The 12,522-nt window shown below is 54.8% G+C and carries 11 protein-coding genes; 5 read left to right on the forward strand and 6 right to left on the reverse strand.

Annotation, left to right across the window (positions count from 1 at the left end):
* Positions 1-44: 44 nt before the first annotated feature.
* From SAMA_RS16765 to SAMA_RS16780, 4 genes are all read right to left on the reverse strand, one after another.
* A complete protein-coding gene (locus SAMA_RS16765) occupies positions 45-773 on the reverse strand; it encodes a fumarate reductase iron-sulfur subunit (RefSeq protein WP_011761326.1) in 729 nt (242 codons plus the stop codon).
* The gene (locus SAMA_RS16770) at positions 770-2,809 is read right to left on the reverse strand and encodes a fumarate reductase flavoprotein subunit (RefSeq protein ID WP_011761327.1); all 2,040 of its coding nucleotides are present in this window, start codon (positions 2,807-2,809) and stop codon (positions 770-772) included. Before SAMA_RS16770 ends, SAMA_RS16765 begins: the two co-directional genes overlap by 4 nt.
* Before the next feature lie 80 nt (positions 2,810-2,889).
* Positions 2,890-3,564 (reverse strand): fumarate reductase cytochrome b subunit, encoded by a 675-nt coding sequence (locus SAMA_RS16775; RefSeq protein WP_011761328.1) that lies wholly within the window; start codon positions 3,562-3,564, stop codon positions 2,890-2,892.
* Between the two features lie 164 nt (positions 3,565-3,728).
* On the reverse strand, positions 3,729-4,460 hold the full coding sequence (locus tag SAMA_RS16780; protein ID WP_011761329.1) for a fumarate reductase cytochrome b subunit: 732 nt from the start codon (positions 4,458-4,460) through the stop codon (positions 3,729-3,731).
* 339 nt (positions 4,461-4,799) lie between these two features.
* On the opposite strand from SAMA_RS16780, the gene SAMA_RS16785 reads away from it, so the two are divergent.
* From SAMA_RS16785 to fis, 4 genes are all read left to right on the forward strand, one after another.
* Positions 4,800-6,209, forward strand: a complete 1,410-nt coding sequence (locus SAMA_RS16785) for a DUF4397 domain-containing protein (protein WP_011761330.1) — start codon at positions 4,800-4,802, stop codon at positions 6,207-6,209.
* 120 nt (positions 6,210-6,329) lie between these two features.
* A complete protein-coding gene (prmA, locus tag SAMA_RS16790; RefSeq protein WP_011761331.1) occupies positions 6,330-7,217 on the forward strand; it encodes a 50S ribosomal protein L11 methyltransferase in 888 nt (295 codons plus the stop codon).
* 147 nt (positions 7,218-7,364) lie between these two features.
* Entirely contained in the window at positions 7,365-8,336 is a 972-nt protein-coding gene (gene dusB / locus SAMA_RS16795) for a tRNA dihydrouridine synthase DusB (RefSeq protein ID WP_011761332.1), read from the forward strand.
* A gap of 14 nt (positions 8,337-8,350) precedes the next feature.
* Positions 8,351-8,656 (forward strand): DNA-binding transcriptional regulator Fis, encoded by a 306-nt coding sequence (gene fis, locus SAMA_RS16800; RefSeq protein WP_011761333.1) that lies wholly within the window; start codon positions 8,351-8,353, stop codon positions 8,654-8,656.
* A 186-nt stretch (positions 8,657-8,842) separates the two neighbouring features.
* Here the strand turns inward: fis and SAMA_RS16805 are convergent, their stop codons facing one another.
* Both SAMA_RS16805 and SAMA_RS16810 read right to left on the reverse strand, forming a co-directional pair.
* On the reverse strand, positions 8,843-9,238 hold the full coding sequence (locus SAMA_RS16805) for a c-type cytochrome domain-containing protein (RefSeq protein ID WP_011761334.1): 396 nt from the start codon (positions 9,236-9,238) through the stop codon (positions 8,843-8,845).
* Between the two features lie 260 nt (positions 9,239-9,498).
* A complete protein-coding gene (locus SAMA_RS16810; RefSeq protein ID WP_011761335.1) occupies positions 9,499-10,653 on the reverse strand; it encodes a glycerate kinase in 1,155 nt (384 codons plus the stop codon).
* A 738-nt stretch (positions 10,654-11,391) separates the two neighbouring features.
* On the opposite strand from SAMA_RS16810, the gene SAMA_RS16815 reads away from it, so the two are divergent.
* Positions 11,392-12,393: a hypothetical protein gene (locus SAMA_RS16815; RefSeq protein WP_011761336.1), complete on the forward strand. Its 1,002-nt coding sequence runs from the start codon at positions 11,392-11,394 to the stop codon at positions 12,391-12,393.
* Positions 12,394-12,522: the final 129 nt, after the last annotated feature.

A 12,522-nucleotide genomic window follows, 5' to 3' on the forward strand; every position in this document is an offset into this window, starting at 1 on the left:
CCGCGCGGGAATATCCGGCGCGGGCTACTTGGGTCAGCTAAAGATCACAGCAGGGTCGAAGCCATCTTGCGGCGCAGATAGGCGATTTGCTGCATATGGGGCAAATCTTTGGGGCAATTGTCCTGGCAGCCCAGCAGGGTCATACAGCCAAACACCCCATCCTGATTGCCAATCACATGGTAGAAGTCATCGGCGCTGCGGCCATCGCGGCTGTCGAGCTCGAAGCGGGCAATCTTCATCATGCCCACAGCGCCCACAAAGGTGTCGCGCATCTGCTTGGTGGCACAGGCCGATACACACACACCACATTCCACACAGCGCTCCAGTTCATAAAGCCTGGCGGCCTCCTGTGGGTCCATGGGGTCTTCCAGACGATGGATGTTGAGATCGTCTCCCTTGGGGTGCAGCCACAGCTTCAAGCGCTCGGCCAGCTCACGCATAAACTTGCCCGTGTTTACCGACAGGTCACCAATCAGCTCAAAACCCGGCAGCGGCATCAAAGTGATTTCGCCCTTGGGGTATTTTGCTGTGAGGGTACGGCACGCCAATGTGGGGAAACCATTGATCACCATGGCGCAGCTGCCACAAATGCCAGCGCGGCACACAAAGTCAAACTGCAGCGACGGGTCCTGCTCCTGACGGAGCTTATTGAGAGCAATGAACACGGTCATACCACTGGTTTCTTCCAACTGGTACTTGACCATTTTGGGCTTATCACCGGCGTCCTGTGGGTCGAAACGGAAAATATTGAATGTCAGAATGCGGCCGCTCATGAATTATCGTCTCCGGCAATGTTGGGCGTAGTTGGGCTCGCTGCGGTGTCAATGTTCACCAGCCCATTGAGGCGGTCGGCCAAGCGTTCGTTGGCCGGTGTCAGTGATTCGGGTAACTCAAAGGGCATCAGAGCCTGCTGGATTGCCTCTCGGCTGGCATTGGGGCCAAGGGCAGCAAGCAGTTCAGCAATTTCGGCCTCGCGTTTGGCGGTGTCCGGGTGAGCAATGGCATTGTCTGCACCATAACCTCGATAGCCCGGCGGTAGCTCCATCTTCATTACATCCAATGGCTCGTAGCTGAGTGTGGGTTCCAGGGCATTGGCGTCGGGCCAGCTTGCCAGGGTGCGGCACAGCCAGTCTTTGTCGTTGCGCTGTGGGAAGTCTTCCCGGGCGTGGGCACCACGGCTCTCGGTGCGGGCCGCGGCGCCGCAGGCCACGGTGAGCGCTACTTTCAGCATGCGGCGTACCCGCAGCGCTTCTACCAGTTCGGGGTTGGCATGGCGTTTTTTACAGCTCACACCCAGATTAACTGAGCGTGCCAGCAACGCCTTAAGCTGTTTTACTGCTTCATTGAGTTCGGGGCCATTACGGAAAATGCCCACATAGTCCATCATCACCCGCTGCATCGCAGACTTGAGCTCCCAGGGGTTCTCAGTACCCTTGCCTTCAATCAACTCATCGATTTCGGTGCGCACCTTGTCCACATAACGTTTGGCCAGGCCGGTATCCAGCACCAAATCGTTATCGTCACAAAAGTCCGCTACGTATTTGCCGATGATCATGCCGCCCACCACGGTTTCAGCGAGCGAGTTACCCCCGAGGCGGTTAAAACCGTGCATATCCCAGCAGGCGGCCTCTCCCACGGCAAACAGGCCCTTGAGCTGCGGGCTCTCACCGGTTGGCGTGGTGCGGATACCGCCCATGGAGTAGTGCTGGGTCGGACGCACCGGGATCCAATCCTTGGCGGGGTCAATGCCGAGGAAGTTTTCGCAGATTTCTTTCACTTCCCGCAGGTTGGTTTCTATGTGTTTGCGACCCAGCAGGGTGATATCCAGCCACAGGTGCGGGCCGTATGGGCTGTCGACGCCCTTGCCCTTGCGCATATGCTCTGTCATGCGGCGCGACACCACGTCGCGGGAGGCGAGCTCTTTTTTCTCCGGCTCATAGTCCGGCATAAAGCGGTAGCCGTCTTTGTCACGCAGCAAACCACCGTCACCGCGGCAACCTTCGGTAGTGAGGATCCCCACGGGCACAATGGCGGTGGGGTGAAACTGCACCGCTTCCATGTTGCCAAGGGTGGCGACGCCGGTCTCCAGCGCCAGTGCCTGACCTACACCCTCACAGATGATGGCGTTGGTGGACACCTCATAAATACGGCCATAGCCACCGGTGGCTATGGTAGTGGACTTGCCGATATAGGCGCGCAGTTCACCTGTGATAAGGCAGCGAGCCACTACACCGTGGCAGCGCTCGCCATCGTGAATAATCGACAGGGCTTCTACCCGCTCATGGACTGGAATGCCAAGGGAAATGGCCTTGTTATCCACCGCATACAAGAGCGAGTGGCCGGTGCCGTCGGCTGTGTAGCAGGTGCGCCATTTTTTGGTGCCACCAAAATCGCGGGCGTTAATCAGTCCATGGGCGGCTTCGGCTTCTTCGATGGTGATGCGCTCGGCATTTACCACCACTTCACGGGGGCCCTTGGTCACCCGGGTCCAGGGCACGCCCCAGTTGGCCAGCTCCCGCACCGCCTTGGGGGCACAGTGGGCAAACATGCGCGCCACGGTTTGGTCGCAGCCCCAGTCTGAGCCCTTTACCGTGTCCTGAAAGTGCACATCTTCATTATCGCCAAGGCCCTTGACCGTATTCCCCAGGCTCGCCTGCATACCGCCCTGTGCCGCCGCCGAATGGCTGCGTTTGGCCGGAATGAGGGATAACACCAAGGTATCGTGGCCCCTTTCTTTGGCGGCAATGGCAACCCTGAGACCCGCAAGGCCCGCGCCCACCACAAGACAGTCTGTATAAATGAGTTTCACGTTTACTCCTTGGCACACTTTTGCAAAGTACAGCGTAAGCAGCGGTTGTTATCCGCCTTATTTTTAACAATATTCATGAATTACACGGGAGTATGGGGAATAAAGGCCAGCAACGCCGCCAGTCCTATACCCACAAACAGCACACTGAGCACCGTCTTGATGGTTCTTAATCTTGCCCGGGTATTGAGATCCCGCGCCGCACCCCATTTCAGCGCCACCCGGTAAAGACCAATGGCAGCGTGCAGCTCGACTGTCAGCAGCAGCGGCAGGTAAATCAAATATCCATACTCACCCCAAATCCGCTGGGCACTGCCCACAGGGCCTATGGTCTCGGGCGCGCTGCCCACCAGCCACAGGTGCACGGGCAACAGCATTAAGATCACAATGCCGGTACCGGCCTGCCAGCTCCACAGGCGAGTATCGCTGTGATTGATCACCTGCATCTGGCTTTTCAGCGCCTTTTGCTGACGCAGGCTCAGGGGCAGCTTATGAATGGCCACCAGCACATGGAAGGCCGCCAGGGCCGCCACACCTATGGCTATCAGGCTCACCACCCAGGGATAGCCATGACCATCATCAGATAAAAAGGCCAGCTCCATATTGCGAGCTACCCAGGTCATGGCCTCGGGGCCAAGCAAAATGGACGACACCAACAACAAGTGGGTCCACAGAAAGAGTGCCAGTACCACTCCGCTGACGCTCTGCCCTAAATCCAGCACGCCGCTCCAGCGTCTTATGTCCAGTTTGCCTGCCATGCTCATCCCTCTTTGCCTGTTATTCTTGTGTCGGTTATGAGTGCCAATGTCGCTCACAAAACCAAGCTAAACCCTGACGCAAATCAACACAATGCTCGTTAATTCATCGGTTACTGAATCAGGATCTGCATCACTCTTTAAAGCAGAGGTCATGCCAGTTCGGCTTAACCCGCCGGTGAAAACGGCGTTACCGGCAATGTCAGGCTACTGCCGATAAACATATAAGCCACCAGGCTCGATGTGCCCAAGCACAAAAGATAGACGATAAGCAGCTTGACCACCTTGCGAAGCGGCTTGCGGTGCACCACCCAGCCCCACTTCACCGATACCCGGTAGAGTCCAATCATGGCGTGCACCACCACCGCTGGCAGCAACAGGGCATAGAGCACCCAGGCATTGTTATGAAACACCCGCTCCGCCGACAGATGCGGGCCAATCTCGGGGTTAAGAATCATGGTAAATAAGTGAACCGGCACCAGGAAAAACAGCACAAAACCTGTGATGAGCTGCCAAAACCAGGCATGGGTATCCTTGTGGGCGATGGAGCCCAGATGGGAGCGCAGCAGGCGCCACTGACCAAGCTGAGTGGGGAAACGGCGCAGCGCCAGTGCCGCGTGCAGGCACACCACAACCAGTACCAGCACAGAGAACGCCTTGGTCACCCAGGGAAAGCCGTGGCCGGTGCTTGAGAACATGCCCCCTTCAAGCAGCTGCACCACCTGATAAAACACCTCTTTGCCCAGCAGAATGCTCGACTCAAAGTGCATATGCAGCAGCAAAAAGCCCCCCAGCATGAGTCCCGTGAGGCTCTGCAACCTGTCTGCACGCGCCGACCAGGGATGCCCTGCCGTGCGTGGATTTAATGTATGTTCTGTCAGTGTGCGTGCGCTGTTCATGCTTGCCTCTCCCCTGTGCCGCGCCCGGGCGACATTACCGAGGAGAACACAATATCAGCTGTAAAAACTGTGGCGAGACGGGCAGAAGCAAAGCGTGAGGCATCTCACCGCCACTGTGGTCATTATTGGAAGCGGATCACAAACAAAGGGGTATAAACAAACAGAGGTCATACCATTTAACCGCATTAAATCATGACGTTAAATGGCTTTTAAAACAAAAAAATATAAGCAGAAACATAAGAAACACCCCTAAAGGGGTAATTGATGAGCAAAAAGTGATCCTGTTTCGTGTCGTTACTCGTAGCTAATAACGCCAATCACCAGCTAAGAGGAAACAACATGAAAAGGATCACTGGCATCATCTTACCGCTAATGGCAACCACATTCATCTTCGGCTGTTCAGACGATGATGACAACCGCACAACCGAACCAGAAACACCCGTGGCCATGGCCGCTGTGCGGGTTATCCACGGCAGTGCCGATGCCCCTATGGTCAATATCAAGGCCAATGGGGCACTGTTTGCCGGGCTCGAAAAGGTCGACTATCTGCAGGGCAGTGGCTTTATCGACGTCACAGAAGGCAGCTACGATCTGGCCGTGGATGCCGTCTTGCCCGATGGCACCAGCGCCGAAGTCTTGTCACTCAATGATGCAGCTCTCGCTGGCGATACCCAGTACACGGTGCTGGCCCACGGGACAGTGGCGGAGGACAACAACAGCGATAACGATCTGGGACTGCTGGTGATTGCCAATCCCAAGCAGGCCATCAGCACTGGCAATATCCGCTTGCAGGTGGTCCATGCCGCCCCCAACGCCCCCACAGTGGATGTACATCTCACTGCCCCCGGAGCTGATCTTGGTGCCAGCGCCGCGACTTTGGGCTATGGCGAATACACCCAACCCATCGAAGTCGCCGCAGGCAGCTATCAGGTGAGACTGGTGCTGCCACAGGGCAGCGAAGGCGCGGGTACAGTAGCCTACGACCTTGACCTGCCACAGCTTGATGCCGGTCAGGACTGGTTTATTGCCGCCCTGCCCAATACAGGAGTTGCCACCTCTCCTGTGGTGTTGCTCGCCAACAACGGTACAGATACCCTGGTGTTCAATGACAAACGCACTGAGGCCAGCATCCGGGTTGCCCACAGTGCCGCCGATGTACCCCAGGTAGACATTCTGGCCAATGGCACTAAGGTGGATGCCCTCAGTGGCGCTGCATTTGGACAGGCCAGTGGCTATTTGAACCTTGCACCAGGCGAATATCAGGTCGATACCGTATTGACCAGCGACAACAGCGTGGTGGGCATCAGCGGCGATTTAACCCTGACTGCAAACCAGATGCTCACTGTGGCCGCCGTTGGCACACTGGCCACCGAGTCGCCCGATGTGCCCCTGGAGTACCTGCCTTTGGATGACAGCCGTCGCCGGGTAGCCACCGAAGCGCAGCTGCGCCTCACCCACGCCCATCCTGCAGTGGGCAATGTGGATATTTATGTCACCGCCGATGGCGTGATAGACAACGCCACCCCAGCCTTCACCGATGTGGCCTACAAGGCGACTACCGGTTGGGTCAGTGTGGCCCCCGGGGACTATGTCGTCAGCGTTACGGCCACCGGCACCAAGACGGTGGCGATTGAAACCCCAACCCTGAGTCTGGCCGCCCTTGGCAAATACTCGGCCCTGGCCGTGGATAACCCCGGCGCCACGCCAGCCAACCTGCTGCTGATGGACGACTTCGTCAGCGCCAACTAACCAGCTGTTGTGACAATAGGGTGAGGATAAGGTGCTACATGCCCTTATCGTCACCCTTGATGCCAGCCAGGCGCTTGTGGGGTAGAATAGGGCTTTTCCTATTCAGCCACAGGATATTCCATGCCCTGGATCCAATTGCGCCTGCATTCAAGCAGCGAACACGCCGATGCCATCAGCGATCTGTTGATGGACGAAGGCTCTGTCTCCATCACCTTTGAAGATGGTAAAGACCAACCCATTTTCGAACCCAAGCTGGGTGAAACTCCGCTGTGGAACGATACCGTGGTGGTGGCCCTGTTCGATGCCGACTTCGATTTGGCCCCCGTGGTAGACATGCTCAAGTCCCTGCCTTTCCTTGGCAGCGAGCTCAAGTACAAGATTGAACAAATCGAAGACAAAGACTGGGTGCGTGAATGGATGGACAGCTATCACCCCATCCAGTTCGGCAAGCGTCTGTGGATTTGCCCAAGCTGGCGTGAAGTGCCGGACCCAGAGGCCGTTAACGTGATCCTCGATCCGGGCCTGGCCTTTGGCACCGGTACCCACCCCACCACGGCCCTGTGCCTTGAGTGGCTCGACAGCCTGGATTTGGCCGGCAAAGACATTATCGACTTTGGCTGCGGCTCAGGCATCCTCGCCGTGGCCGCCCTTAAGCTGGGCGCTGCCAAAGCGACCGGTATCGACATCGACTATCAGGCCATCGACGCCTCCCGCGACAACGCCCAGCGTAATCAGGTAGAAGACCGTCTCGCCCTCTATCTGCCCGAAGACCAACCCGCTGGCCTCAAGGCCGAAGTGTTGGTCGCCAATATTCTGGCTGGCCCACTGCGCGAACTGGCGCCACTTATTCAGGCGCTGGTTCAGCCCGGTGGCAAGTTAGCCCTCTCGGGTTTGCTCAAAGAACAGGCCGCAGAAATCAGTGAATGTTACGCCCAGTGGTTTGACATGGACCAACCTGCCCACAAAGACGACTGGAGCCGCTTGACAGGGGTACGCAAATCGCTGTAAAAGGCGCGCCAACCCGCATGGGGGCGGGAAACCCCGCCCCGTAAATGTCAAGCAAAAAAGTTGTGCCCAGGTCATTTATTGACCTTTTTTTCCCTCAAAAAAAGACGTACTATAGCGCCCCTTTGACGCACAAGGTGAAACGCAACAATGCAAATTGGACCCTATCAACTGACCAATCAGCTGATCGTGGCACCAATGGCAGGTGTCACCGATCAGGCGTTCAGAAATCTCTGTCTGCGCTATGGTGCTGCCATGGCCGTGTCAGAGATGTTGTCTGCCAATCCTGAACTCTGGGATACAGACAAAAGCCGTCAGCGCATGGCACATTCGGGAGAGGAAGGCATACGCTCAGTGCAGATTGCCGGTGCCGACCCCGAACAGATGGCCTGGGCCGCCCGCTTCAACGTGGAGCAAGGCGCACAGATCATCGACATCAACATGGGCTGCCCGGCAAAAAAAGTGAATAAAAAGCAGGCCGGCTCGGCACTGATGCAATACCCCGACCTGGTGGAGCAAATCCTCAGGGCTGTGGTAGGCGCAGTCGAGGTGCCGGTCACGCTGAAGATTCGCACGGGGTGGGAACCGGAACACAGGAATGGTGTTCAAATCGCCCGGATAGCAGAAGATTGTGGCATTGCCTCGTTGGCCGTTCACGGCCGTACCCGTCAGTGCATGTACAAAGGCAATGCCGAGTACGACACCATCCGCGCCATCAAACAGAGTGTCTCGATTCCTGTTGTCGCCAATGGGGACATCGTCAGTCCGGAGAAAGCACGTTTCGTGCTGGACTACACCGGTGCCGATGCCCTGATGATAGGACGGGGTGCCCAGGGACGGCCTTGGATTTTCAGAGAGATCCAGCATTTTCTCGATACCGGGGAGCAACTGGCACCGGTGGGAGATGAAGAAAAGCGTCGTGTGATGCTCGAACATCTCTCCAAACTGTATGACCTGTATGGCGAATTCAAGGGAATCCGTTTCGCCAGAAAGCATATGGGCTGGTACCTGGATCAAGATGAGCAGCGTGATTTCCGTTCCCAGTTTAATGCGCTGGAAACCGCTGCCGAGCAACGTTCCGCTGTGGAACGTTATTTCGACGAATTAGTACAGTATCAATAAAGAGCAGAATACGAATGTTTGATCAGACAACTCACACTGAAGCTCATCCGCTTACCGTAGGCAAAATCGAAACCGCAAACGGCACCATCAAGCCGCAACTGCTGCGTGATGCCGTTAAGCGCGCTGTTAGCAACTTCTTCGCCCAGCTGGATGGCCAGGAAGCCCAGGAAGTCTACGAAATGGTGCTTTGCGAAGTTGAAGCCCCTCTGCTTGATATCATCATGCAACACACCCGCGGCAACCAAACCCGCGCAGCCAACATGCTGGGTATCAACCGTGGCACCCTGCGCAAGAAGCTGAAAAAGTACGGCATGAACTAATCCCTCGGGATTAACATACTGTTGAAGAGGGCCCGGTATTCTTACCGGGCTTTTTTTTGACCGCTGCGATTACGACTGAAATAGCTGCTGCAATAGAAGCTATTTAGACCAGACAAACCAAAAAAAGCAGGGGCTCTCGCCCCAGCTTTTGTCTGCTTCGCCTTGATAGTGTCGATGAGCCTGGGCTCAGTTATTGTTGGCGCCCTGGTCTATCCACAGCTTAATGGTATCTATCTGCTCCTGGCTTAAGGGCTTACCTTCCCCCTGGGCCATTTTGTCTGAGTGGTGGGGCGGCATCTGAATTTTTGGGTCCACATTGTGGGAAATAACCAGATACAGGGTACTGGATGCGGCGCTGCCGGGCACTATCACAGGCCCCATCTTGGTGCCTGCCATCATGCTGCTATGGCTGCTCAGGATTAAGCCCGCATTTTGTGCTCCTTCACCCGCCACATGGCAACTGAAACAGGCGCCCTGCAGTATGGGCAGCACATCGTTTTGATAACTGACCTGACGACTGCAGCCGCTCACGACCATGCCCGTACCCAGCAGCAGTATCAGCGCAATATTTTTCAGTAACATAACGCCTCCTTAGTCAAGGACTTCAGTAGCAAGCGTGGGCACATACGAGCCAGCCGTAAGCGGCCTGCACCTCGAAAAATCACCCCATGCCATAGCCTTAAGTGTAGTTGGAAAGCATCTTTAACCACACACTTTTCATGGATAAATTTGGGTGACAGAAAAGGCGTTACCGCAATGAAATAGTCCATTGCCGAAATGACCGGGCTGGCACTGGGGGTGAACCCGCGGCCGGTGGTTAGCACTGGCCGCGAGCAGAGAGCTTAGCGGGATAAGCAATACAGCGCCGCGACGTTGCGGGCGGTTTGCTCAATATTGGTGCCAGCGGTGGCAAGCGCTTCCGGCAACGTCATGGCCCGGTTAACCACGGCAAATACGGCATCCAAACCATGCTCGTGCACCACGCCGCAATCGTCGCTGAGGCAACCTGCTATGCCAATCACCGGCTTGCCAAACTGCTTAGCGCAGCTGGCAACACCTATGGGGGTTTTGCCATGAATGGTCTGGCTGTCAATACAGCCCTCGCCTGTGATAACCAAGTCTGCATCGGCCAGTGCATCGGCAAGTTTCAGCGCCTCAATCACAATCTGGATGCCGGGCTTAAGCTCGGCGCCAAGTAACCCCACCAGCGCTGCGCCCATACCGCCTGCAGCACCTGCGCCGGGGATGTCTTTGACTGGCTTGCCCAAAGTGCTCTCAATGCAATTGGCATAACGCGCCAGATTGGCATCAAGCAGGGTAACCATCTCCGGAGTTGCACCTTTTTGCGGGCCAAACACCGCCGAAGCGCCCTTGGGGCCGCACAGCGGGTTATTCACATCACAGGCGACGTCAATGGTCAGCCCGGCCAAACGAGGGTCGAGGCCGGTTAAATCAATATGACTGAGTTCTGCCAGGCTACCGCCACCCAAGGCAATCGGGCTGCCATCGGCTTTCAACAACTTGCCGCCAAGGGCCGTTATCATACCCGCGCCGCCATCATTGGTGGCGCTGCCGCCAATGCCCAGAATAAGATGGGTGACGCCCCGTTCCAGCGCCGCCAATATCAGCTCGCCGGTGCCAAAGCTTGAGGTCAGCAGCGGATTACGCAGCTCAGGCGCCACCAAATGCAAGCCCGAAGCAGCCGCCATCTCGATAACGGCGCGCACGCAGCTGTCGCCCTTTTCCTTTGCACTGCCAAGCAGCCCAAAGAAAGCTTCCACCTTATTGCCCAGCGGCGCTGTTACTTCTACCGGCACTATGGTGCCGCCAGTGGCATCCACCAGAGATTGCACTGTGCCTTCGCCGCCATCGGCCATCGGCAGCTTTATATAAGTGGCATCGGGCAATACCCGCTTGAAACCGGCCTCGATAGCATCGGCCACCTCCATGGCGCTCAGGCTTTCCTTGAATGAATCCGGCGCAATTACAATCTTCATATCAAATCCTTAGGCGAGGCCAAACACAGCAAACATCAGGGTGAAGACGGTCGCAATGGTCAGGCCGGCAGCGGTTTTGTAGGGCAGCAACTTAAGCCACTCGCCCCCATATGCACGCTGCCGCCGCTGGCTGAAAGAGGGGCCGTGGGGCGGGCTAAGTATCCACGAAACCAGCCCCGTATTTGTCCAGGATGAGTGACACAGAGCGCATAGACCGGTGCTATTTTATCTACAGCCACTTTATCCGATACAAGACTCTCTATAAAACGCAATGTCAGCATTCGCTCACCCCATCTCACTATGGGGCAAAATTATCTTTGTGACACCGGCCATGTTTGCCGCTATCGGCCGGGGTATACAGCTTGCCCGCATGTCACTTTTATCGTACGCTCCTGTAACTTTATTTTAAAAAACAATGCGTAATCTATTTCTGATTTGTGGTTTATACGCTGCAGGTTTAAAGCTGCAATCACAGGGATGATGTGGGCGCTCGCCTTTCTGGACGGGTGAAGGTAGCGAGGGAGTGCTGCTGCGAAAGTCTCCTTTGGTTCCCCCTGGCATCTCCTCGCTGCTCGCGGGAGAGCTCAGTGTGCTCTGTATTGTTTTTGTCTCTCAATTGGGCTTGGTTGGTGCAACGGAATATACGATGCACTAACGCAGGCAACTCGATGAGATACTTGCATCTGATGCAATGATTTTATCAACATCGCCATTATCAATGGAAAAGGAAATGGAATTATGATTGATAGTTTGCTAGCTGAAAAAGTGCAATTAGGTTTCGATATTGCCACCAGCGTTACCATTATCACGGCATTGGCGACCTGGTGGCTTGAAAGTCGTCGTCGGGTCAAAAACGAACGGGAAGTGGGTATCAACGAGAGAGCGCGCGCTTCATCGCTGGCAAAAGTTCAATCAATTCTCGAAGAATTTGAAAATGCGTTCAGTCAGATTGTGCTTAATGGCACCAAGTTTGAGCGGCCGATAGATATTCGTCTGACAGATAAGGGCGATGGAATAAACTTCTCGAAGCTCGCGTTACACATCGCAAAAAACAGACCTTTTATTCAAACACAGCTTGAATCCTTAAGGGCCTTTATTGAAGGTACCGACCACTATTACGAAACGATTCAAAAGCGTCGCTACACCCTGCTACCCGTGCTCGATTCTATAAAAGACGGACAGAAAATCAGAGAAGACTTTTTCCGTGATATCGAGGAGATCGCGCAAATACATAACAGATTAGGTTCAGGATGGTCTGCACTGCTTAAGGAGTATGTTGATTTACAAAATATTGTGAATGAAACCCTTCACGATCAAACATTATCGAAAGAAGACAGTATCAAAGCGCTGATTTCCAACAGTGATTTTAAAGACAGAGCATTTTCGATACTGTTGGATATAGATTATTTTTCTTGGGTTAGCAGCTTTGTGCCGAGTGGCGAAGAAGAAAATTATAAAGATGCCATCAGTAATAATACAGCAGACCAAATAAGGGATACTGTCTTTGCCACATATATCAATTTAACATCATCAAGCGTTACCAAAGGTGATGAACTCATGGCCCAGATCCTTTATGGCACTTCCTGTGAAGTTCAGGCTGCACGCATTGAATGTAAAGATATCCTTATCAAGCTCAGTGCACTGTCACATAAACTGCTCTCCAACAAAGAAGACAGACCTTTGAAAGAGATAATAACCGACTACGAAGAAGTACTGGGTAAAGATACGTTAATTCGCTGATGCTGTGATATCGACTCAGATTTACGTTGATTGCTTGCTGACTCAACGTGGATCTGAGTTGAATAGCGTTCAGGTTGCATCATCCACATTGTTAATATGCAAGACATACCAGTAATCGATAGACTCACT

The organism is Shewanella amazonensis SB2B (assembly GCF_000015245.1).
In the GTDB taxonomy this organism is placed as follows: domain Bacteria; phylum Pseudomonadota; class Gammaproteobacteria; order Enterobacterales; family Shewanellaceae; genus Shewanella; species Shewanella amazonensis.